The 22,562-nt window shown below is 72.6% G+C and carries 18 protein-coding genes, 1 pseudogene and 1 riboswitch; of the genes and pseudogenes, 10 read left to right on the plus strand and 9 right to left on the minus strand.

Going from position 1 to position 22,562, the window contains the following annotated elements:
* Positions 1 to 81: 81 nt before the first annotated feature.
* The 3 genes from OG534_RS02300 to aceA form a co-directional block, all read right to left on the minus strand.
* Positions 82 to 969, minus strand: a complete 888-nt coding sequence (locus tag OG534_RS02300; protein WP_326586380.1) for a 3-hydroxybutyryl-CoA dehydrogenase — start codon at positions 967 to 969, stop codon at positions 82 to 84.
* A complete protein-coding gene (gene aceB, locus OG534_RS02305) occupies positions 966 to 2,564 on the minus strand; it encodes a malate synthase A (protein WP_326586381.1) in 1,599 nt (532 codons plus the stop codon). The genes OG534_RS02300 and aceB overlap by 4 nt, the downstream gene beginning before the upstream one ends.
* Positions 2,565 to 2,653: 89 nt before the next feature.
* Positions 2,654 to 3,955, minus strand: coding sequence for an isocitrate lyase (gene aceA, locus OG534_RS02310; protein WP_326586382.1), 1,302 nt, complete (start codon positions 3,953 to 3,955; stop codon positions 2,654 to 2,656).
* 386 nt (positions 3,956 to 4,341) lie between these two features.
* On the opposite strand from aceA, the gene OG534_RS02315 reads away from it, so the two are divergent.
* The 6 genes from OG534_RS02315 to OG534_RS02340 all read left to right on the plus strand — a co-directional run bounded on the left by OG534_RS02315 (position 4,342) and on the right by OG534_RS02340 (position 11,591).
* The gene (locus tag OG534_RS02315; RefSeq protein WP_326586383.1) at positions 4,342 to 5,757 is read left to right on the plus strand and encodes a short-chain fatty acyl-CoA regulator family protein; all 1,416 of its coding nucleotides are present in this window, start codon (positions 4,342 to 4,344) and stop codon (positions 5,755 to 5,757) included.
* Positions 5,758 to 5,813: 56 nt separating this feature from the next.
* A riboswitch (cobalamin riboswitch) is annotated at positions 5,814 to 5,984 on the plus strand.
* A 187-nt stretch (positions 5,985 to 6,171) separates the two neighbouring features.
* Positions 6,172 to 7,671 (plus strand): CoA-acylating methylmalonate-semialdehyde dehydrogenase, encoded by a 1,500-nt coding sequence (locus OG534_RS02320; RefSeq protein ID WP_326586384.1) that lies wholly within the window; start codon positions 6,172 to 6,174, stop codon positions 7,669 to 7,671.
* Positions 7,668 to 8,819: an acyl-CoA dehydrogenase family protein gene (locus tag OG534_RS02325; protein ID WP_326586385.1), complete on the plus strand. Its 1,152-nt coding sequence runs from the start codon at positions 7,668 to 7,670 to the stop codon at positions 8,817 to 8,819. Before OG534_RS02320 ends, OG534_RS02325 begins: the two co-directional genes overlap by 4 nt.
* The gene (locus tag OG534_RS02330; RefSeq protein ID WP_326586386.1) at positions 8,816 to 9,910 is read left to right on the plus strand and encodes an enoyl-CoA hydratase/isomerase family protein; all 1,095 of its coding nucleotides are present in this window, start codon (positions 8,816 to 8,818) and stop codon (positions 9,908 to 9,910) included. Before OG534_RS02325 ends, OG534_RS02330 begins: the two co-directional genes overlap by 4 nt.
* Positions 9,907 to 10,809 carry a 3-hydroxyisobutyrate dehydrogenase gene (gene mmsB / locus OG534_RS02335; protein WP_326586387.1) on the plus strand — a complete coding sequence of 301 codons (903 nt, stop codon included), beginning with the start codon at positions 9,907 to 9,909 and terminating at the stop codon, positions 10,807 to 10,809. Before OG534_RS02330 ends, mmsB begins: the two co-directional genes overlap by 4 nt.
* Positions 10,806 to 11,591, plus strand: coding sequence for an enoyl-CoA hydratase (locus tag OG534_RS02340; RefSeq protein WP_326586388.1), 786 nt, complete (start codon positions 10,806 to 10,808; stop codon positions 11,589 to 11,591). Before mmsB ends, OG534_RS02340 begins: the two co-directional genes overlap by 4 nt.
* A 66-nt stretch (positions 11,592 to 11,657) precedes the next feature.
* Here OG534_RS02340 and OG534_RS02345 read toward each other — a convergent pair.
* A pseudogene (locus OG534_RS02345) lies at positions 11,658 to 12,864 on the minus strand (helix-turn-helix domain-containing protein); the annotation flags it as partial.
* A gap of 116 nt (positions 12,865 to 12,980) precedes the next feature.
* On the opposite strand from OG534_RS02345, the gene OG534_RS02350 reads away from it, so the two are divergent.
* Complete coding sequence (locus OG534_RS02350; RefSeq protein WP_326586389.1) at positions 12,981 to 14,024, plus strand: LacI family DNA-binding transcriptional regulator; 1,044 nt, start codon at positions 12,981 to 12,983, stop codon at positions 14,022 to 14,024.
* A 73-nt stretch (positions 14,025 to 14,097) separates the two neighbouring features.
* Here OG534_RS02350 and OG534_RS02355 read toward each other — a convergent pair whose 3' ends face one another.
* A complete protein-coding gene (locus tag OG534_RS02355; RefSeq protein ID WP_326586390.1) occupies positions 14,098 to 14,748 on the minus strand; it encodes a DUF4360 domain-containing protein in 651 nt (216 codons plus the stop codon).
* Positions 14,749 to 15,003: 255 nt separating this feature from the next.
* On the opposite strand from OG534_RS02355, the gene OG534_RS02360 reads away from it, so the two are divergent.
* Complete coding sequence (locus OG534_RS02360; RefSeq protein WP_326586391.1) at positions 15,004 to 16,812, plus strand: galactose oxidase-like domain-containing protein; 1,809 nt, start codon at positions 15,004 to 15,006, stop codon at positions 16,810 to 16,812.
* Between the two features lie 34 nt (positions 16,813 to 16,846).
* Here OG534_RS02360 and OG534_RS02365 read toward each other — a convergent pair whose 3' ends face one another.
* Positions 16,847 to 17,449, minus strand: coding sequence for a HutD/Ves family protein (locus OG534_RS02365; protein ID WP_326586392.1), 603 nt, complete (start codon positions 17,447 to 17,449; stop codon positions 16,847 to 16,849).
* A gap of 5 nt (positions 17,450 to 17,454) precedes the next feature.
* Positions 17,455 to 17,895 (minus strand): MarR family winged helix-turn-helix transcriptional regulator, encoded by a 441-nt coding sequence (locus OG534_RS02370; protein WP_326586393.1) that lies wholly within the window; start codon positions 17,893 to 17,895, stop codon positions 17,455 to 17,457.
* A 153-nt stretch (positions 17,896 to 18,048) separates the two neighbouring features.
* Between OG534_RS02370 and OG534_RS02375 the strand changes: the two genes are divergently transcribed.
* Together OG534_RS02375 and OG534_RS02380 are read left to right on the plus strand one after the other, a co-directional pair.
* Positions 18,049 to 19,611, plus strand: a complete 1,563-nt coding sequence (locus OG534_RS02375) for an MFS transporter (RefSeq protein WP_326586394.1) — start codon at positions 18,049 to 18,051, stop codon at positions 19,609 to 19,611.
* A gap of 122 nt (positions 19,612 to 19,733) precedes the next feature.
* The gene (locus OG534_RS02380) at positions 19,734 to 20,252 is read left to right on the plus strand and encodes a mycothiol transferase (RefSeq protein ID WP_326586395.1); all 519 of its coding nucleotides are present in this window, start codon (positions 19,734 to 19,736) and stop codon (positions 20,250 to 20,252) included.
* A 21-nt stretch (positions 20,253 to 20,273) separates the two neighbouring features.
* On the opposite strand, the gene OG534_RS02385 is transcribed toward OG534_RS02380, so the two are convergent.
* Entirely contained in the window at positions 20,274 to 20,936 is a 663-nt protein-coding gene (locus OG534_RS02385; protein WP_442807024.1) for an NADPH-dependent F420 reductase, read from the minus strand.
* A gap of 167 nt (positions 20,937 to 21,103) precedes the next feature.
* Positions 21,104 to 22,465, minus strand: a complete 1,362-nt coding sequence (locus OG534_RS02390; protein ID WP_326586397.1) for an FAD-dependent oxidoreductase — start codon at positions 22,463 to 22,465, stop codon at positions 21,104 to 21,106.
* Between the last annotated feature and the right edge of the window lie 97 nt (positions 22,466 to 22,562).

Raw genomic sequence — 22,562 nt, forward strand, 5'->3', positions numbered from 1 at the left:
GTGGCGACACCACTCGCCCCACCCGCGCCGCTTTCCCGCGTCTCCGGCGCACCCTCTGCCCTGGAGACCTGCCGGGGCCCCTCAGCCCCGGCCGTACGTGTGGAACCCGCGGCCGCTCTTGCGGCCGAGCAGACCCGCCTGCACCATCCGCCGGAGCAGCGGGGGCGGCGCGTACAGGGGTTCCTTGAACTCCTGGTACAGCGACTCGGCGATCGCCTCGACCGTGTCCAGGCCGATCAGGTCGGCGAGCTTGAGCGGTCCCATCGGGTGGGCGCAGCCCAGTTCCATTCCGGCGTCCACGTCCTCGGCACTGGCGAACCCGGACTCGGCCATCCGGATGGCGGCGAGGAGGTAGGGGACCAGCAGGGCGTTGACGACGAAACCGGCCCGGTCCTGGGAGCGGACGGTCGTCTTGCCCAGGGTGTCGCGGGCGAAGGCCTCGACGACGGCGAGGGTGTCCTGCGAGGTGTGGAGGGAGGACACGACCTCCACGAGGGGCAGGACGGGGACCGGGTTGAAGAAGTGCAGGCCCACCACCCGGTCCGCCCGGCCGGTGGCCATGCCGAGCCGCATGACCGGGATCGCGGAGGTGTTCGTGGCGAGGATCGCCTCCGGATCCTCCACGATCTTGTCGAGGCGGGTGAAGACGTCCACCTTGGCCTCGGGGTTCTCCGTGACGGCCTCGATGACGAGCCGGCGGTCGGCGAGGTCCTCCAGGTCGCCGGTGAAGACGAGCCGGGCGAGGGCGTCCTCGGCGGAGATCCGGTCCAGTTTGCCCCGCTGGACGGCGCGTTCCAGGGAGACGGCGACACGCTCCCGGGCGGCCCGGGCGGCGGCGGCGTCCGACTCGGCGACTACGGTGTCGAGCCCGGCGCGGGCGCACACCTCGGCGATGCCCGCGCCCATCTGGCCGCCGCCGACGACCCCGACGCGCTGGATGCGTGCCGCCGGCCGCACGGGGGCGCTCACGCGTTCACCCGCGCGTCGGCGCGGCGGACGAGGTGGCGGGTGTAGGCCTCGGGGGTGAAGAAGGCCGGGAGCCGGACCGACAGGGCGGTGTCCACGAAGACCTCCCGGGCTTCGGCCGCGAGCGCCTGCGGGTCCTCGTCCTGCAGCGCCGTGCATTCGGCGTCCAGGAGGTCGGTCACGGTCCCCCGGTCGACCCGGTCGTGGCGCAGCCACTGCCAGATCTGGACGCGGGCGATCTCCGCGGTCGCGGCGTCCTCCATCAGGCCGTACAGGGCGACGGCGCCGCTGCCGCGCAGCCAGGCGTCGAAGTAGCGCAGGGCCACGGCGACGTTCGAGCGGACGCCCTCCCGGGTCGGGGGCATGCCGATCCGGCGTACGGACAGCAGGTCGGCGGCCGTGACCTCGACGTCCTCGCGCATCCGGTCGGTCTGGTGCGGCCGGTCGCCCAGGACTCCGTCGAAGACCTCGCGGCAGACGGGCACCAGCCCGGGGTGGGCGACCCAGGAGCCGTCGAAGCCGTCCTCGGCCTCCCGCTCCTTGTCGAGGCGGACCTTCGCGAGGGCGGCGGCGTTGGCCCCCGCGTCGCGGCTGGGGACGTGGGCGGCCATGCCGCCGATCGCGTGGGCGCCGCGCCGGTGACAGGTGCGGACGAGCAGTTCGGTGTAGGCGCGCATGAAGGGGGCCGTCATGGTGACCTTGGCCCGGTCGGGCAGCTGGAAGTCGGTGCGGTGGCCGAAGGTCTTGATCAGGCTGAAGAGGTAGTCCCAGCGGCCCGCGTTCAGTCCCGCGCTGTGTTCGCGCAGCTCGTAGAGGATCTCCTCCATCTCGAAGGCGGCGGTGATCGTCTCGATGAGGACGGTGGCGCGGACCGTGCCGCGGGGGATGCCGAGGAGTTCCTGCGCGTGGAGGAAGACGTCGTTCCACAGGCGGGCCTCGTACCGGTTCTCCAGCTTGGGGAGGTAGAAGTACGGGCCGTACCCGGCGTCGATCTGGCGCCGCGCGCAGTGGAAGAAGTACAGGCCGAAGTCGACGAGCGAGGCGGACACGGGCCGGCCGTCGATCTCCAGGTGCTCCTCGGTCAGGTGCCAGCCGCGCGGGCGCACCATGACGGTCGCGAGGTCGGTCCCGAGGCGGTACTCCTTGCCCTCGGGGGTGGTGAAGTCGATGCGCCGTTCGACGGCGTCGAGCAGGGTGAGCTGGCCGCCGACGATGTTGGTCCAGGTGGGGGCGGTGGCGTCCTCGAAGTCGGCCATCCAGACCTTGGCGCCGGAGTTGAGGGCGTTGACGGCCATCCGGCGCTCCGGCGGGCCGGTGATCTCGACCCTGCGGTCGGTGAGGCCGGGTGCGGGCGGCGCGACCCGCCAGTGGGGGTCCTCGCGCAGCGCGCGGGTGGCAAGCGGGAAGTCGAGCGGGGTGCCGCCGGCCAGGTGGCCCGAGCGGCGGCGGCGCTCCTTGAGGATCTCCAGGCGGCGGTCGGCGAACGCGGCGTCGAGCCGGCCGATGAACTCCAGGGCCTCGGGTGTCAGGATCTCCTCGTGGCGCTCACCCGGTGCGCCGAGAACCCGGACACTGCTGGTCAGAGGCGAGAGGGACATGCGGTTCTCCTCAGCGGGGGCGGTGGGTGCCCGAGGGGAAGTCCCTCGGGCACCCGGCGGGCCATGGCCGGCAGGACTGACGGCGCGGACTAGTGGAACTGCTCTTCCTCGGTGGAGCCGGAGAGCGCGGTGGTGGAGGAGGCCGGGTTGACGGCGGTGGAGACCAGGTCGAAGTAGCCGGTGCCGACCTCGCGCTGGTGCTTGACGGCCGTGAAGCCCTGCGCCTGGGCGGCGAACTCGCGCTCCTGGAGGTCGACGTAGGCGGTCATGCCCTGCTCGGCGTAACCGCGGGCGAGGTCGAACATGCCGTGGTTGAGGGAGTGGAAGCCGGCGAGGGTGATGAACTGGAAGCGGTAGCCCATCGCGCCCAGCTCCCGCTGGAACTTGGCGATCTCGTCGTCGTCCAGCGCCGCCTTCCAGTTGAAGGACGGCGAGCAGTTGTAGGCGAGCATCTGGTCCGGGTACCGCGCGTGGATCGCCTCGGCGAACTCGCGGGCCTGGGCGAGGTCCGGGGTGCCGGTCTCGACCCAGATCAGGTCCGCGTACGGGGCGTAGGCGAGGCCGCGGGCGATGACCGGCGCCATGCCGTTCTGCACCCGGTAGAAGCCCTCGGCGGTGCGCTCGCCGGTGGCGAACCGCGCGTCGCGCTCGTCGACGTCGCTGGTCAGCAGGTTCGCGGCGAGGGCGTCCGTGCGGGCGATGACCAGGGTGGGGACGTCGGCGATGTCGGCGGCGAGGCGGGCCGCGTTGAGGGTGCGGATGTGCTGGGAGGTGGGGACGAGGACCTTGCCGCCGAGGTGGCCGCACTTCTTCTCGGAGGCGAGCTGGTCCTCGTAGTGGATGCCGGCCGCGCCCGCCGCGATCATCGCCTTGGTCAGTTCGAAGGCGTTGAGCGGGCCGCCGAAGCCGGCCTCGGCGTCGGCGACGATCGGCGCCAGCCAGTCGGTCCCCCCGTCAATCGAACTGGTCGTGCCGCCCTCGGCGGTGGCGATCTGGTCGGCGCGCAGCAGCGCGTTGTTGATCCGGCGCACCACCTGCGGGACCGAGTTGACCGGGTACAGGCTCTGGTCCGGGTAGGTGTGGCCCGCCTGGTTGGCGTCGGCGGCGACCTGCCAGCCGGAGAGGTAGATGGCCTGGAGGCCGGCCCGGACCTGCTGGACGGCCTGACCGCCGGTCAGCGCGCCGAGGGCGTGGATGTAGTCGCGTTCGTGCAGCTGGCGCCACAGTCGTTCGGCGCCGCGCCGGGCCAGGGTGTGCTCCTCGCGGACGCTGCCGGAGAGCCGCACCACGTCCTCGGCCGTGTAGGTGCGCTCGATGCCCGCCCACCGAGGATCGTCGGCCCACCGCTGCTTGAGCTGCTCGGCCGCCGCCGTCGTGTTCGCCGTTGCCATGACCGTCACCGTTTCCATCCGTCGCTTGTCTTGCCAATGAGCGGGGCATTGACTGCTGCGCATTGGCACTCTGTGCCTGTTCGGGAGATGCGGCCGCCGAACCCGGCTGCAGGCCGAAGCTGAGCAATGCTGCCGAGCCGCCGGGCGGAACGGCCGGGGACACCGAAATCAGGGCGTGAATCGGGCCTGGAAGTCCACCTCGGCTGCCGGGTCCGGCTGACCGCAGGACCGACTCTGGCACTGACACCGAGTGCCAACAAGGAAGTACATCTGCCAAGCTTTGCGAATCTTCGGAGCCGAAATTGCCAAGGTTGCGAAGCTCCTCGGCGGCGAAGGTCCACGTACCCTGACGACGCATTGACGCATGCCAACGGTGGAGGAGTGCGGTGAGCAAGACGTACGCGGGAGCGCGGCTGCGGCGGCTCCGCGAGGAGCGGCGGATGACCCAGGCCGACCTGGCACGGGTGCTGGCCATCTCCCCCAGCTACCTCAACCAGATGGAGCACGACTCCCGGCCGCTGACCGTCCCCGTGCTGCTGCGCCTCACCGAGGCGTTCGGGGTCGATCCGGGGTTCTTCTCGGAGCGCGACACCAGCCGCCTGGTCGCGGACCTGCGCGAGGCGCTCGCCAAGGAGGTCGCCGAGGCCCGCGTCTCCCCCTCCGACCTGGCCGAACTGGCCACCCGGATGCCTGCCGTCGCCTCGGTCCTGCTGGACCTGGGCCGGCGCGGCCAGCTCCTGGCCGAGCGCCTCGCCGACGCCGCCGACGGCCGGGACGCGGTGACGGACGCACCCCGCTCGCCCCACGAGGAGATCCGCGAGTTCTTCTACCGGCGGCAGAACTACCTGCACGAGACCGATCTGGCGGCCGAAGCCCTCGCCCGCGAGATCGGCATCCGCCCCGGTGACGTCATCCGCGCCCTGACCCGCCGGCTGTCCGATCGGCACGGCGTCAGGACCGCCCCGGATTCCGACCGGCTGCACCACTACGACGCGACCGCCCGGGTCCTGCACCTGTCGAACCGGCTGCGGCCGGGCCAGCAGGCGTTCCGGATGGCCACGCAGCTGGCGCTGATCGAGTACGGGGCCGAACTGGACCGGCTGGCCACCGAGGACTTCCCGCCCGGCTCCCCCGTGCACGCCCTCGCGCGGATCGGCATCGCCAACTACTTCGCGGCCGCGCTCATCCTCCCGTACACGGCCTTCCACACCGCCGCGGAGGAGTTCCGCTACGACATCGAGCGGCTCACCGACCACTTCGGGATCGGCTACGAGACGGTCTGCCACCGCCTCAGCACCCTGCAACGGCCCAGGCTGCGCGGGGTTCCCTTCTCCTTCGTCCGGGTGGACCGGGCCGGGAACATGTCCAAGCGGCAGTCCGCCACCGGATTCCACTTCTCCCGCGCGGGCGGCACCTGCCCGCTGTGGAACGTGTACGAGGCCTTCGCCGCGCCCGGTCGCATCCACGTCCAGGTCGCCGCCATGCCCGACGGGCAGCGGTTCCTGTGGACCGCCCGCGCCGTCACCCGCCACCGCGGCGGCTGGGGCGAGCCCGGCAAGACCTTCGCGATCGGGCTCGGATGCGAGATCCGGCACGCCTCCCGGCTCGTGTACGCCGACGGGCTCGACCTCGACAACACGGCGGCGGCCACGCCCATCGGCATGGGCTGCAGGCTCTGCGAACGCCTCGACTGCCCGCAGCGGGCCGTCCCGCCGCTCGGCCGGGTCCTGGCCGTCGACGAGAACAGCAGCACTTTCATCCCGTACCCGGTGACCAGGAACTCCGCCCCGGCCCACGGCTGACGGACGCCGGCGCGCGGCAGGGGGGTCTGGACTTACTAGGACGTCCAACTATATGTTCGCCGCACAAGGTCCGCGGTGCAGGGAAGCCGGTGAGAAACCGGCACGGTCCCGCCACTGTGACCGGGGAGTGTGCTGCCATCCACACGCCACTGACGAGGTCTGTCGGGAAGGCGGGCGGCACGCGGTGATCCGGGAGTCAGGATACCGGCCGCGGAACGTTCCGTGTTGTCCACGAGGATGGAGCAGACACGCATGGCACCGGTTTGTACCCAGGACCCTGGTGATCCGGCGGAGCGCGCGCACACCTGCGCACGCTCGTAGTTCTCACGGCCTTCCCCAGCGGCGCACCCCACCGGGCGCGTTCGCCGGTCCGCCGTGCCATCCCCGGATCCAACCTGACGAGAGCAGGCACCCATGGTCCGTGAACTCACCCATTTCATCGGCGGCAAGCACACCACCGGAACATCCGGACTCTTCGCCGACGTGTACGACCCCAACACCGGCACCGTCCAGGCCCGCGTCCCGCTCGCCGGGCGCGCCGACACCGAGGCGGCCATCGCGAACGCCGAGGAGGCGCAGGCGGATTGGGGCCAGTGGAACCCGCAGCGCCGCTCGCGCGTGCTGCTGCGCTTCCTCCAACTGGTCGAGGGCGAGCGGGACTCCCTCGCCCGCATGCTGTCGGCCGAGCACGGCAAGACCGTCGCCGACGCGCACGGTGACCTGCAACGCGGCCTGGAGGTGGTCGAGTTCGCCGCCGGCGTCCCGCACCTGCTGAAGGGGGAGTTCACCGACAACGCGGGCACGGGCATCGACGTGCACTCCCTGCGCGCGCCGCTCGGCGTGGTCGCCGGGATCACCCCCTTCAACTTCCCGGCGATGATCCCGCTGTGGCAGGCCGCACCGGCTCTGGCCTGCGGCAACTCCTTCATCCTGAAGCCCTCGGAACGGGACCCGTCCGTACCGCTGCGGCTCGCCGAGCTCTTCCTGGAAGCCGGCCTGCCGCCCGGCGTGCTCAACGTGGTCAACGGCGGCAAGGAGGCCGTCGACACCCTCCTCGAAGACCCCCGCGTGCAGGCCCTCGGCTTCGTCGGCTCCACCCCGATCGCCGCGCACATCTACGCCACCGCCGCCGCCCACGGCAAGCGCGCCCAGTGCTTCGGCGGCGCCAAGAACCACATGATCGTGATGCCGGACGCCGATCTCGACCAGGCCGTGGAGGCGCTCATCGGCGCCGGATACGGGTCGGCCGGCGAGCGCTGCATGGCCATCGCCGTGGCCGTCCCCGTCGGCGAGGAGACCGCGGACGCGCTGGTGGCCAAGCTGAAGGAGCGCATCGCCACCCTGCGCGTCGGCCGCTCCGACGACCCCGAGGCAGACTTCGGGCCGCTGGTGAGCCGTGACGCGCTCGACCGGGTCAACCGCTACGTGGGCATCGGCGCCACCGAGGGAGCCGAACTCGTCGTCGACGGACGCGGGTTCACCCTGGCCGGGCACGAGAACGGCTACTTCGCCGGCGCCACCCTCTTCGACCGGGTCACCCCCTCGATGCGGATCTACCGGGAGGAGATCTTCGGGCCGGTGCTGTCCGTCGTACGGGCCGCCGACTACGAGGAGGCACTGCGCCTGCCCACCGAGCACCCGTACGGCAACGGCGTCGCGATCTTCACCCGCGACGGCGACACCGCCCGCGACTTCACCCGCCGGGTGGGCGCCGGCATGGTCGGCGTCAACGTGCCGATCCCCGTCCCGGTGGCGTACCACACCTTCGGCGGCTGGAAGCGGTCCGGTTTCGGGGATCTGAACCAGCACGGACCGGACTCCATCCGCTTCTACACCCGGACCAAGACCGTCACCTCGCGCTGGCCCTCCGGGGCCAAGGAGGGCGCGAGCTTCACGATCCCGACGATGGGATGAGCGCCGTGACCACCCTCACCGAGGACCAGCTCGCCCTCGCCGAGGTCACCCTCGACTTCGCCCAGGAGCACCTGGCCCCGTACGCCGTCGCCTGGGACCGGGACAAGCACTTCCCCGTCGAGGTCATCCGCCGGGCCGCGGTCCTCGGTCTCGGCGGCGTCTACGTGCGGGAGGAGCACGGCGGTTCGGGGCTCGGCCGCGCCGACGGCGTCCTCGTCTTCGAGACCTTGGCCACCGGCTGCCCGTCCATCGCCGGCTACCTCTCCATCCACAACATGGTCGCCTGGATGATCGACCGCTACGGGGACGCCGCGCAGCGCCGCCGCTGGCTGCCGGGCCTGTGCTCGGCCGACTCCCTGGGCAGCTACTGCCTCACCGAACCCGGGGCCGGCTCCGACGCGGGAGCCTTGCGCACCCGCGCCGAGCGGAACGGCGACCACTACGTGCTGACCGGCGTCAAGCAGTTCATCTCCGGCGCCGGGGCCGCCGGGGTCTACATCGTCATGGCCCGCACCGGCGAGAGCGGGCCCGGCGGGATCTCGGCGTTCGTCGTCGCACGCGAGGACCCCGGGGTCTCCTTCGGCCCCAACGAGCACAAGATGGGCTGGAACGCGCAGCCCACCCGCCAGGTCGTCCTCGACGGCGTGCGCATCCCCGCCGACCGCCGGCTCGGCGCCGAGGGCGACGGCTTCCGCATCGCCATGAACGGCCTCAACGGCGGCCGGCTCGGCATCGCCGCCTGCTCGCTCGGCGGCGCCCAGAGCGCCCTGGACCGCAGCCTGGTCCACCTCGCCGACCGCGAGGCCTTCGGAGGGCGGCTCCTGGACGCCCAGGCGCTGCAGTTCAGGCTCGCGGACATGGCCACCGAACTGGCCGCCGCCCGCGCGCTGGTCCGGCAGGCCGCCGAGGCCCTCGACTCGGACGATCCGCTGGCCCCCCGGCTGTGCGCGATGGCCAAGCGTTTCGCCACCGACACCGGCTACACCGTCGCCGACCGGGCTCTGCAGCTCCACGGCGGATACGGCTACCTCGGCGAATACGGCATCGAGAAGATCGTCCGCGACCTGCGCGTCCATCAGATCCTGGAAGGCACCAACGAGATCATGCGGGTCATCGTCGCCCGCGGACTCACGGAGACCCTGCGATGACCCACGCACCCCACGCACCCCACGAAGACCGCGACCACGTCCTGCTGCGCACCGAGGGCCACGCCGCGTACCTCACCCTCAACCGCCCCAAGGCGCTCAACGCCCTCAGCCACGCCATGGTGCTCCGCATCGACGAGGCGCTCACCGCCTGGCAGCACGACCCGGCCGTCGAGACCGTCGTCATCGAGGGCGCCGGTGAACGCGGCCTGTGCGCCGGGGGCGACATCCGCTCGATCCACGAGGATGCCCGCACGGGCGGCAGCGCCTCCGCGGACTTCTGGCGCGACGAGTACCGGCTCAACGCCCGCATCGCCCGCTACCCCAAGCCGTACGTGGCCCTGATGGACGGCATCGTCATGGGCGGCGGCGTCGGGGTCTCGGCCCACGGCAGCGTCCGGATCGTCACCGAACGCTCCCGCGTCGCCATGCCCGAGACGGGCATCGGCTTCGTCCCCGACGTCGGCGGAACCTACCTGCTCGGGCTGGCCCCGGGCGAACTGGGCACCCACCTGGCCCTGACCGGTACGCCGGTCGGGGCGGCCGACGCCCTGCTGTGCGGGCTCGCGGACCACTTCGTCCCCGCGGCGGAGCTCCCCGCACTGGCCGCCGACCTCGCGCGGACCTCCGTACACGAGGGCCTCGGCGCGCGGGTGCAAACGCCGCCGCCCGGTGACCTCGCCGCCGCCCGCGCGTGGATCGACGCGTGCTACGCGGCGGACACGGTCGAGGAGATCGTCCGGCGGCTGCTCGCCACCGGCGTCCCCGGCGCAAAGGAGGCCGCGGCCGCCCTGGCGGCGAAATCGCCCACGGCACTGAAGGTCACCCTGGCCGCGCTGCGCCGGGCACGCGATCTGGGCCCGCTGGAAAGGGTCCTGGAGCAGGAGTACCGGGTCTCCTGCGCGGCTCTGGCCTCCCCCGACCTGGTGGAGGGCATCCGCGCCCAGGTGATCGACAAGGACCGCACCCCGCACTGGACCCCGCCCACCCTCGCCGAGGTCGGCACGGCGGACGTGGAACGGTTCTTCGCCCCGCTCGGCGCGCGCGAACTGCGCCTCGCCGCCACCGATTCGACTCAGGAGGTGCCCTGGTGAGCAGTACCGTGGCGTTCGTCGGACTGGGCCACATGGGTGGCCCGATGGCGGCCAACCTGGTGAAGGCCGGCTACCGCGTCCTCGGCTTCGACCTGGTGCCGGAGCTCCTGGGCGCCGCCGCGGCGACGGGGGTGGAGCCGGCCGGGTCGGCCGCGTCGGCGGCCGCCGACGCCGATGTGGTGATCACCATGCTCCCGGCGGGCAGGCACGTCCTCGCCCTGTACCGGGAGGACGGGCTGCTGGCGGCAGCGCGGCCCGGAACCCTGTTCGTCGACTGCTCCACCATCGACGTGGCCGACGCGCGCGCGGCGCACGAGGCCGCCGTGGCGGCCGGCCACCGGTCCCTCGACGCGCCCGTCTCGGGCGGGGTGGTGGGCGCACAGGCCGCGAGCCTCACCTTCATGGCGGGCGGCGGCGCCGCCGAGTTCGCGGCGGCGCAGCCCCTGCTCTCCGCCATGGGCAAGAAGGCCGTGCACTGCGGCGCGGCGGGCGCCGGGCAGGCCGCGAAGATCTGCAACAACATGATCCTCGCCGTCTCGATGATCGGGGTCAGCGAGGCCTTCGTCCTAGCCGAGAGCCTCGGCCTGGACCACCAGGCCCTCTACGACGTGGCCTCCACCGCCTCCGGCCAGTGCTGGGCGCTCACCGTCAACTGCCCCGTGCCCGGACCCGTTCCGGCCAGCCCCGCCAACCGCGAGTACCGGCCCGGCTTCGCCGCGCCCCTGATGGCCAAGGACCTCACCCTGGCAGCGAACGCCCTGCGGGCCGGCGGCGTGGACGCCCCCCTGGGCCTCAAGGCAGCCGCCATGTACGCCGCATTCGCCGAGGGGGAGGGCGCCGGCCTGGACTTCTCGGCCATCGTCCGCACCCTCCGACCGCAGAACGGAACACCCGCATGAGCGCCCCCACGGCCTACGAGACCATCCTGCTGGAACGCAAGGGGCGGGTGGCCGTGCTCACCCTCAACCGGCCGGAGGCCCTCAACGCCCTCAACCTGCAGGTCATGACCGAGGTGGTGGCCGCCGCGGAGCAACTGGACCGGGACCCGGAGGTCGGCTGCATCGTCCTGACGGGCTCCGCGAAGGCCTTCGCCGCGGGCGCCGACATCAAGGAGATACGGCCGCAGGGCTACATGGACATGTACCTCAGCGACTGGTTCACCGCCTGGGACCGGCTCGGCCAGGTACGGACGCCCACGGTCGCGGCGGTCTCCGGCTACGCCCTGGGCGGCGGCTGCGAGCTCGCGATGCTCTGCGACATCCTGCTCGCCGCCGACACCGCGAAGTTCGGGCAGCCCGAGATCCGGCTCGGCGTGATCCCCGGGATCGGCGGATCGCAGCGCCTCACCCGGGCCGTGGGCAAGGCCAAGGCGATGGAACTCTGTCTGACGGGCCGCACCATGGGCGCCGAGGAGGCCGAACGTGCCGGGCTCGTCTCCCGGATCGTCCCCGCCGGGGAGCTGCTCGCCGAGGCCCTCTCCGTGGCCGAGACCGTCGCCGGGATGTCGAAGCCGGTCGCGATGATGGCCAAGGAGGCCGTGAACCGGGCCTTCGAGACCACCCTCGCGGAAGGCGTCCGCTTCGAACGCCGCCTCTTCCACGCGGTGTTCGCCACGGCCGACCAGAAGGAGGGCATGTCCGCGTTCGTGGACAAGCGCCCGCCGCACTTCGTCCACGGCTGAGCCTTCGGGGGCGACGGGGCCAGGGGCCGGAGGCCTGCCGCCGGGCGCCGGCCGCCGGGCGCCGGCTCAGGCGTCCCCGAAGACCGGGTACGGCACGTAGGTGCGCCGGTCGGGGTCCACCGCCAGGCGGCCCCCGGCCGGCGGCCGCGCCCGCTGGGCGCAGTCGCGGCGCTCGCAGATCCGGCAGCCCAGACCGATCGGGGTGGCCGCCCGCGGGTCGGCGACGGCGACGCCCTCGGCGTAGACGAGACGGCCGGCGTGCCGGAGTTCGCAGCCGAGCGCCACGGCGAACTCGGCCCGGCGGGCTCGGTGTCCGTGGCCGCGGTGGCCGCCCCGGGTGACGATCCGGGCGATCCAGAAGTACTTCTTCCCGTCGGGCATCTCGGCGACCTGCGTGAGGATCCGGCCGGGGGCCGAGAAGGCCTCGTAGACGGTCCACAGGGGACAGGTGCCGCCGAGGCGCGAGAAGTGGAAGTCGGTCGCGGACTGGCGTTTGGAGATGTTCCCCGCCCGGTCGGCGCGCAGGAACGAGAAGGGCACCCCGCGCTGTCCGGTGCGCTGCAGGGTGCTGAGCCGGTGGCAGACGGTCTCGAAGCCGACGCCGAAGCGGGCCTGGAGCAGCTCGATGTCGTAGCGCAGGTCCTCGGCCGCCGCCAGGAAGGCGCCGTAGGGCATGAGGACGGCGCCGGCGAAGTAGTCGGCCAGCCCGATCCTCGCCAGGCCCCCGGACTCGGCGGAGTCGAAATCGGCCCGGTCACGAGGGAGTCGATCAGGGGCCGGTGCCCGAGCAGCGCCAGCTGCGTCGCGAGCTGGAAGGCGCGCTGCGCGTCGGTGAGCCACGGGGACAGGAAGAGCAGGCCGCGCTCGGCGTCGAACCGCCGGGCGTCCGGCGCCTGCTCGGGGGCCGCCTCCAGCACCGTCACGCCGTGGCGGGCCGAGAGCGCGTGTGCGAGGTGCCCGGCGGTACGGGAGACCGATCCGGCGCCCAGGTCCCGGGCGGTGGACTCCGCCTCGGTGTGTCGAGCGCGTCGAAGTGGTTGTGGTGCGCGTAGAAGAAGTCCCGTACCTCGTCGTGCGGTTCGGTGCGGACCAGGGCCGCCGAGTCGCCGGGCGGTGCGAGGGCCGCGGCCTGCTCGGCCGCGTCGCGGTAGCGGTGGTGGAGGGCGACGAGGGCCTTCGCGATGTCCGGATGGTCGCGGGCCATGTCCGTGATCTCGTCGGCCGCCACCGAGATCCCGCCGGCCTCGTCCGCCAGCTCGGTGCGTACTCCGGCTCGCCGCAGCGGCCGCTGCCCCGGGCCGTCTGAGGGGCAGGGTGTGAAGCGGGCGTAACGGTTACCCTGCTGTCCGGCGATGCCGCCCCGTCCCTGGACACCCTGGAGGAACACCCGTGCCCGAACCCCGCCCCGGCAACCGTCCCACCCTGGAGGCCGTCGCAGCACACGCCGGGGTCTCCCGGGCCACCGCCTCCCGAGTGGTCAACGGCGGCGACGGTGTGCGGGCGCACCTGGCGGAACGGGTGCGCGAGGCGATCCGGGACCTGGGGTACGTCCCCAACCCCGCGGCCCGCACCCTGGTGACCCGGCGCACCGGGGCCGTCGCGGTGATCATCGCCGAGCCCGAGGTCCGGATCTTCTCGGATCCCTTCTTCTCCCGTCAGGTCCGGGGCATCAGCAAGGAGTTGACCGCCCACGACACCCAACTGGTCCTGCTGCTGGTGGAGGACCGGGGCGACTACGACCGGATCGAGCGCTACCTGGCCGGCGGCCACGTCGACGGGGCGCTCGCCTTCTCCCTGCACACCGACGATCCGCTGCCCGCCATCACCCGCCGCATCGGCATGCCCACGGTCTACGGCGGCCGCCCCGACTGGACCGCCGGCCCCGGCGAGAAGGGCGGCGTGACCTATGTCGACGCGGACAACCGCGGGGGCGCGCGGGAGGCCGTACGGTACCTGCTCGCCCAGGGCCGGCGGCGGATCGCGCACATCTCCGGCCCGCTCGACCAGACCTCGGCGCTCGACCGGCTGAGCGGCTACCGGGACGTGCTCCCGGACACCGTTCCCGAGCTGTTCGCCGAAGGGGACTTCACGGCGGCGGGCGGGGCCCGCGCGATGGCCGAACTGCTGGCCCTCGACGCCGGGATAGACGCCGTCTTCGCCGGGAACGACCTGATGGCGACCGGCGCGCTGCGGGTGCTGCAGGAGCACGGCCGGACGGTACCCGGGGACGTGGCGCTGGTGGGCTTCGACGACGCGGAGCCGGTGGCGGAGAGCGCCGAGCCGCCGCTGACGACGGTGCGTCAGGACATCGAGGGGATGGGGCGCCTGATGGCGCGGCTGCTGATGCGCACCCTGAACGACGGTCCGGACGGGGGCTTCGTTCCTGGTCCTGTGATCACCGAGACGGCGCTGGTCCGGCGCGCGTCGGCCTGACGCGGCCTGCGGACGCGGCAGCCGGGGCCCGCGCGACGGCGGGCCCCGGCGTAGGGGGAAGAGCCTTCCCGGGTCAGCGCGCGGGGCACTTCTTCCAGGAGAAGTGGTAGACGCTGTTGATGCTGCCGTCCGTCGAGTCGAGGGCCATGAAGCTGGTCTGCGACGGGTCGGAGGTGCCCACTTCCGCGCGCAGCTCGGTGTTGATGTTGAAGTTGCGCTGTTCGCCGCAGGGTGCGAACACCAGGGCCTCGATGCCCGTGGTGTCGGTCGCCTGCCAGTTGTCGTCGAGGTGGCCGTTGAACCGGTGCGTGCGCTGGGCGGTCTGGCTCATGCCCTGGAAGTAGTAGCTGGCCTTCTGCGTGCCGATCGCGCCCTCCTGCAGGCTGCCGAAGCCCCGGTAGTCGACCTGGGCCACGGCGTAGGTGTAGCCCTGGGGGACGTGCACTTGGAGGGAGAGGAGACAGTTCTTGCGGCCCTCGACGGCGGGGGCGCCGCCGCCGGCCTGGGCCAGGTACTCGCTGTAGGTGACGGTGAAGGCCGAGTTGTCCGGCGCCACGGCGACGGTGGCGCTGCCTGGGCGGCAGCCCGATCCGTTCACGGTGGCGACGTCCACGGTCACTTCGTCGAGGGGGGCCGAGGCGCTGGCCCCGGCCGTGGGGGTGAGCGTGACGAGCGTTGCGGTCACGGCGGCTGCGGTGAATCCGGTACGGAGCGACTTGATCACATCGACATGAATAGCCGTCCGCGGGTGCCTCGGACGGCCGACGGGTGCGCGGTCTCACCTCGTTGGCCGAAACGATTCACCGCAGAAACGATCAACCGGCCCCCACCGCTCCGCCGATCGGCCGCAGGAGGCGCGGTGCACCGAGTCGCGCCGGACGAATGTCCTGGTTCGTCCCTACCATCGGCGGGATCCTTCAGGCAATCAGCGGGTTCGGGAGCCGGCCGGGGCGCCGGGCCCCCTGCGGTGAGGAGTCCCATGTCCCGCGCACCACGGTCCGCCGTCCTGTCGGCGCTGGCGCTCGCCACGGCCCTGGCCGTCACGGTGGCCGGGCCCGCGCCGGCCTTCGCCGCGGCCCACCACACCGGCGACGAGGCCGCCGCGCTCGGCGAGGACCACGCCCGCACGCACGCCAAGCTGCGCCGGGCGGCCGAGGGCACCCAGGGGTACCCGCAGACGAAGCGCACGGCGAGCCTCTCCTCCCTGCAGGAGTCCCAGCGCAAGGTCAACGCGGGGTTCGACGCGGCGCGCTCCGGCCGGTTCGCGGAGTTCTTCCCGTCGCCCGACTTCGGCGTCCACGTGGCCCAGCTGCCGACGGGCAAGGTGTTGCTCTTCTCCTTCGAACGCGTGGAGGCCGATCCCACGAAGGAGACCGGGCCCACGAACACGATCGGCCGCACGAACGCGGGCCGCGCCTACCTCTGGGACCCGGCCAAGGGCACCGGGGCCCGCGCCTTCAAGAACGTGGAGCCGCCCGCGGTGCTGATGCCCGACGGCACCTACGCCCCGCGCCCGGCCCCCTTCTTCTGCGCCGGGCACTCCTACCTGCCCAACGGGATGGTCGGGGTCTTCGGCGGCAACGTCGGCGGAAAGGGCGGCAGCGGCGCCAAGCTGTCCTTCGTGTTCGACCCGTGGACGGAGAAGTGGTTCCGCAACCGCGACATGGCCGTGGGCCGCTGGTACCCCTCGGTCGTGACCGGGGCGGACGGCCGGCAGATCATCATGTCCGGCCAGTCCGAGCGCGGTACGGGCACGCCCACTCCGGTGGTGGAGCGCTTCCCCGCGCTCGGGCGTCCCGTGCCCTGGCGGCCGTTCGACATCCCGGTGAGCGTCGCCTCGGAGCGGCTCCGGTCGGACGCCCCGTTCCGCAACGACTATCCGCACCTCTTCTCGCTGCGGGACGGAATGATCTACGGGCTCGGCCGCGACGCCGATCAGCAGTGGCTGTTCGACCCGGTCAAGGACCTGCGCACCGACCTGCCGCGGCGGCCCGCCGACTTCCGGGGCTACGGTTCGGCCGTGCCGCTGCCGGCCGGCTTCCGGGGCCCGGACTCCGTGCTGGTGCTCGGCGGAGACCCGCGCGACCCGCACACGTACCGGCTGTCCGGCGGCCGCTGGAGCATCGAGGAGCCGAGGGCCTTCGGCCGCACCCAGGACGGGACGCTGATCCTGCCGGACGGCACGCTGATCACCGTGAACGGCGCCCTGGACACCCGGGACTACGGCAACGGGCCGTTCAATCCCGAGGCGGACCTGAAGTACCGGCAGATCGAGCTGCGCGACGCGCGCGGCCGCTGGACGCTCGGGCCGGCCCAGCGGCTGCCCCGCGGCTACCACTCCAACGCCCTGATCCTGCCGGACGGCCGGATGATGGTCACCGGCGACGAGCTGCAGCAGATCGCCAACGACCCCGACATCAGGGACGGGATGGACGGCAGCATCGAGCTGTACGAGCCCGCCTACCTGAACCGGGGCCCCCGGCCGGCGCTCAACCGGGTTCCGGCGGGCGACCTCGGCTACGACACGGCCTTCCAGGTCACCAGCTCGACCCCGAGGGACGTCGCGCGCGCCGTGCTGCTGGCGCCGACGACCGTCACCCACTCGGTGAACACCAGCCAGCGCCACCTGGACCTCCGGCTCACCGGCGCCCGCGGCTCCGCGATCGGGCTGCGGACCCCGCCGAGCGCGGCCGACGCCCCGCCCGGGTACTACATGCTCTTCCTGCTCGACGCGAAGGGCGTGCCCAGCACGGCGAAGTGGGTGAAGCTGGGCACCCGCCCGCGCTAGGAACCCGCGCCGGGCAAAATCCGAAAGACACGCCCTAGGAAGGGGTCGGCGCGAACCGTACGACCGCCGCGCGTCCGGTCGTGCGTACGAGGCAGTCGAGCGGTCCCGTCACCAGGGCCGCGTCGTACGGGGCCAGGTCCTGCGGGGAGCCGGCGCCGCCGGGCCGTTCGAGGACCGCCGGTCCCTCCAAGGCGACCACCAGCAGGGTCTCGCCCGGAAGGACCGCGAGGGCCGGCCGGCCCCGTACGACAGCGGTCCGCGCCTGCACGGCGCCCCTGCGGTACATCACGTTGAAGTTCACGACGGGACCGGCAAGGAGCCGGCAGTCGGTGGGCTCGTCCCCGGGGAAGTCCTGCGGCGCGAACCGCTCGTCCACGAGACGGCGTACGCCCCCCACCGTGAGGTCCATGCCCGCGCCCTCGGCCAGGGTCAGGGTGCGTCCGATCCCGGGGAAGGCCGAGAAGGGCCCGTCCGCCGCGACCTCGGCCAGGCTCACCCGCCAGCCGAAGTCGTCCATGCCGGCGCCCTCGGGCCAGGCCGCGATCTCGCGAGTGACTCCCCCGCCGTTCTTCCAGACGGCGGCGGTACGGTCGGCTGCCCGCAGGATCCGGACCCCGCTTCCGCTCGGCGTGCCCACCGCTCTCAGGCGCCCTTCTCCATCGAGGGGCGCAGGCGGCCCAGCAGTGCGTAGAGCGTCGCGCTCTCGGCCTCGTCGAGGGTGTCCAGCGCGCCGTGCATCGCCTGCATCTCCTCCCGCACCCGGCGGATGACCTCGCGGCCCGCGTCCGTGGCCACGACGTTCTTGACGCGGCGGTCGGCGGGGGCCGGTTCCCGGCGCACCAGGTCGCGGGCCTCCAGGCGGTCGACGATGCCGGTCACGTTCGAGGCGTCGCACACCAGCAGGGCGGCGAGGGCGCGCATGGGAACGGGGCCGTCGAGCTGGGCGAGGACGCGGGCCTGGGTGGAGGTCAGACCGTGCTGCGCGGCGGCGGCCGCGAACTCGCGCCATTGGGCGGTGCCGATGGCGGCGAGCAGCTCCAGCAGCTGGAGCTTGGTGGGAGTGTGCGTGGCGGTGTCGTGCATACCTGGAGGGTACTCAGGATGTTTGACATTATCAATTATTTACTTGACCACCTTAACTATCGACGTCTACCGTCGATCGAGTTACTTGATGACGTCAAACATCTGCGTTCCGAAGCTCTTCAGCTCCGAAACACGAAGAAGGTCCCCCCAGCCATGAGCTCCCCCTCCCCCGCCGCCCCGGCCTCCGGGCACCGGAACGAGACGGTCGTCGTCTTCGCCCTGAGCCTCGCCGCCATGGTCGTGTCGATGATGCAGACCCTGCCGGTCCCGATCCTCGGCCTGATCCGCGACGACCTCGGCACCTCGACCGCGAACGTGAGCTGGGTGACCACCGCGACCCTGCTGTCGGCGGCCGTCTTCACCCCGCTCCTGGGACGCTTCGGCGACCAGCACGGCAAGAAGCCGACCCTGGTGGCCGTGCTCGGCGTCATGGTGGCCGGCTCCGTCATCACCGCGCTGGCCTCCTCGCTGCCGGTGCTGATCCTGGGCCGTGTCCTTCAGGGAGCCGCCACCGCGATCTTCCCGCTGGCCCTCTCGGTCCTGCGCGAGGAGGTCCGGCCGCAGAAGCTGCCGGGCGCCATGGCGCTGGTCAGCGGCACGCTCGCGTTCGGCAGCGGCCTCGCGCTCGTCGCGACCGGACTGCTCACCTCCGGGCCGGACGCGGACTACCGCAACGCCTTCTGGATGGCGACCGGCTTCGCGGCCCTCGCCCTGCTCGCGGTCGTCGTCCTGGTCCCCGCGACCCGGCACAAGACGGGCGGGCGCACCGACTTCCTGGGCGCGCTGACCCTCGGCATCGCGCTGCTGCTGCTCCTGCTGCCGATCTCCCAGGGCCACGAGTGGGGCTGGGCCTCCGCCCGTACGCTGGGCTCCTTCGCCGGCGCGGCCGTCATGGCCGCCGTCTGGGTGCTCGTCGAGCGCAAGGTCCGCGAGCCGCTGGTCGACATGCGGATGTTCGTCCACCGCCCGGTGCTCATGGCCAACCTGGCCGGCATCCTCGTCGGCTTCGGCATGTTCGCGAACTTCCTGGGCGTCTCGTACCTCGTCCAGATGCCCCGGGAACTCACCGGCTTCGGCTTCGACGCGTCGATCCTGCGCGCCTCCGTGCAGTTCCTGCTGCCCGGCGCCATCGTCTCACTGCTCGCCTCCCCGGTGGGCGGGCAGATCGTGCGCCACCGCGGTCCCCGCGTCGCCCTGGGCCTGGCCGCCGCGCTCGGCGCGGCCGGCTTCGCCTGGCTCGCACTGGACCACCAGCACAGCCTCTCGGTGATCGGCGCCGGCCTGGTCGTCGGCGCGGCGGTCAGTTTCGGCTACGCCGCCATGCCCGCCGTGATCATGTCCAGCGTCCCGCACCACCAGAGCGGCATCGCCAACGGCATCAACTCGATCTCCCGCTCCACCGGCAGTGCGATCGGCAGCGCCGTCGTCACCACGATCCTCGCCTCCCGCACCATCGAGCACCTGCCGGCCGGGGTCCCGCCGCTGCCCGCCGAGTCCGGGTTCACCCTCACCTTCGGGATCGGGGCCGTGGCCTTCGCGCTGGTCGCGGTGATCAGCCGGCTCGGCCTGCGGGGCGGGCACGGCACCGTGGCGTCGGCTTCCGGACGGCCCGCGGCGGACGAGCCGGCCTCCGGGGCGACGGCGGGGCGGCCCGCAGCCGCGCCCGCGGCCGCGGAACAGGGCGCGGTCGGCGCGCCGGCCGCGGCCACCGGCTGACCACCCGACCGATCCACCACCCGCCACCCACCACCCGCCATCGCCCCGACCCACCGCCCGGCGGCCGGCCCACCGCGTGTCGCTCGCGGCGGGCGGGCCGCCGGGCCTTGCATGGTGGGTGCATGAAGGCTACGGACGTCATCACCGACGGGTTCGGACGCATCCGGGAGATCGTGCACGAGGTCGTGGACGGGGTCCCTGCGGAGCGGCTCAACGCGCGCGTCGACCCGGGGGCGAACTCGATCACCTGGCTGGTCTGGCACCTGACCCGGATCCAGGACGACCACATCGCGGACGCGGCCGACCTGGAGCAGGTGTGGCGGGCCGGGGGCTGGGCGCACCGGTTCGCCCTGCCGCTGCCCGCCGGGTCGACCGGGTACGGCCACTCGGCGCGACAGGCCGGCACCGTCCGGGTCGAATCGGGCGAGCAGCTCCTCGGGTACTACGACGCGGTGCACGAGCAGACCGTGCGCTTCGTCCGGGGCCTCGCCGCCGGCGACCTGGAGCGGGTGGTCGACGAACGCTGGGATCCGCCGGTCACCCTCGGGGTGCGCCTGGTCAGCGTGCTGGCCGACGACCTGCAGCACGCCGGTCAGGCGGCCTTCGTACGGGGCGCGCTGGAGCGGGGCCCGGACTCCTGAGGGACCGCCCGGCGCGGCCGGTCAGCCCCGGAAGGCCTCCTTGCGGACCGGGGAGGCTTCGGCGAGGGCCTTGGTGACTGCGTCGACGCCTTCCCGGAGGCCGTAGACGGGGGTGTCGGGCTGCTGGCGCCAGGAGTCGTCGAGGCCGCCGGCGTCGACGGTGTCGAAGCCGAGTTCCTCGATGAGGGCGCGGACGGCCTTCTTGCCCGCCGCGTCGTCGCCCGCGACCGGCAGTGCGATCCGGTCCGGCGCGCCCGCCGGGCGGTGCCGGTCGAGGATGTCCTGGGCGTAGGTGCCGTTGAAGGCCTTGATCACGGGGTGTCCGAGCTGCCGCTCGGTCCAGCGGCTCTCGGTCAGGCCCTCGTCCTCGACCCCCGCGATCCGGCCGTCGCGCACTTGCGGGTAGTAGTTGCCGGTGTCGATGACCGTGAAGTCCTCGGCGGCCTCGTCGAAGAGGCCGGCGGGCAGGTCCGGCACGTTCTTGAAGGGGATGGTGACCACGACGATCTCGGCACCGCGCGCCGCTTCGGGCACGGTGACGGGAGTGGCGCCGGTCTCCTCGGCGAGGGCGGTCAGGGTCTCGGGGCCGCGCGAATTCGCCACGGAGACGTCGTGCCCGAGGGCCGTGAGCCGGCGGGTGAGGTTGCCGCCGATGTTGCCCGCGCCGATGATGCCGATCTTCATGAGCTTCTCCAGTGCATCCGGGATCAGGTCTCGCGCTGGTACCAACTCCCGTCGGCCGCACCGCATTCCGCCCCGGGGCGCCCATCACCCGTACGCGGGACCCGGGCGGTGCCCGGTGCACGCGGAGGGGCCGGGACCCCGTCCGGGTCCCGGCCCCTCACCTCTCGCTACGCTCCGCTCGCGTCGAGCATGTCCTCGCGCTCGACGATCTTCACGCGCTCGCGGCCCTGGGGCTCACCGAGGGCCTTCTCGGCCGCGTCGAGGCGGTGCCAGCCCTCCCACGTCGTGTAGCGCACGCTGCGCTCGGCGAGGAAGGCCTCGACGGCCTCGGGCGCCGGCGTGGCCGGCGCGCTCAGGCGGCCCTCCGCGTGGTCGGCGAGCAGGTTCGCGACCGTCTCGTTCGCGTCGCCCTTGGTGTGGCCGATCAGGCCGACCGGACCGCGCCGGATCCAGCCGGTGACGTACGTCGACTGCAGGTGGCTGCCGGCCTCGATCACGCGGCCGCCCTCGTCCGGGACCGTGCCGGATTCGACGTCCCAGGGAAGCTTGGGCAGCTCGTCGGAGAGGTAGCCCACGGCCCGGTAGACGGACTGGACGTCCCAGTCGGTGAAGTTTCCGGTGCCCTTGACGTTGCCGGTGCCGTCGAGCTCGGTGCGCTCGGTCCGCAGCCCGACGACCTTGCCGTCCTCGCCGAGGATCTCCGTGGGCGACTCGAAGAAGTGCAGGAACAGCTTGTGCGGCCGCTCACCGATGTCCCGGATCGCCCAGTTCTCCAGGGTTTTGGCGACCATGTCGGCCTGCTTGTTGGCACGGCGGGTGGCTATGGAGCCCTCGTCGTAGTCGATGTCCTCGGGGTTGACGATGACCTCGATGGTGGGCGAGTGGTCCAGCTCACGGAGCTCCATGGGGCTGAACTTCGCCTGGGCCGGACCGCGACGGCCGAAGACGTGCACCTCGAGCGCCTTGTTCGCCTTGAGGCCGTCGTAGACGTTCGCCGGGATCTCGGTCGGCAGCAGCTCGTCGGCCGTCTTCGCCAGGATGCGCGCGACGTCGAGGGCGACGTTGCCGACGCCGAGCACGGCGACCTTCTCGGCCTCCAGCGGCCAGGTGCGCGGAACGTCCGGGTGGCCGTCGTACCAGGACACGAAGTCGGCGGCGCCGTGGGAACCGTCGAGCTCGACGCCCGGAATGGTCAGCGCGCGGTCGGCCGTGGCGCCGGTGGAGAAGATCACGGCGTCGTAGAAGGACTGCAGCTCGTCGAGGCTGATGTCGTTCGGGTAGTCGACGTTGCCGAAGAGGCGGACCTGCGGCTTGTCGAGCACCTGGTGCAGGGCCGTGATGATGCCCTTGATCCGCGGGTGGTCGGGAGCGACGCCGTAACGGATCAGGCCGAAGGGCGCCGGCATCCGCTCGAAGAGGTCGATCGACACTCCGGGCTCGACGGCGGCCTCGGACTTCAGCAGCGCGTCGGCGGCGTAGATGCCGGCGGGGCCGGCTCCGACGATTGCTACCCGCAGAGGGCGAGGCATGGCAGGTGTTCCCTTCGAGCGACGGCAAGGTGGATCAATGGGAACCCTAAACGAAGGCAAGCCTAACCCAGCACCCGGTCTCACTTTATGACCCCAT

This window comes from Streptomyces sp. NBC_01294 (genome assembly GCF_035917235.1).
In the GTDB taxonomy this organism is placed as follows: Bacteria; Actinomycetota; Actinomycetes; order Streptomycetales; family Streptomycetaceae; genus Streptomyces; species Streptomyces caledonius.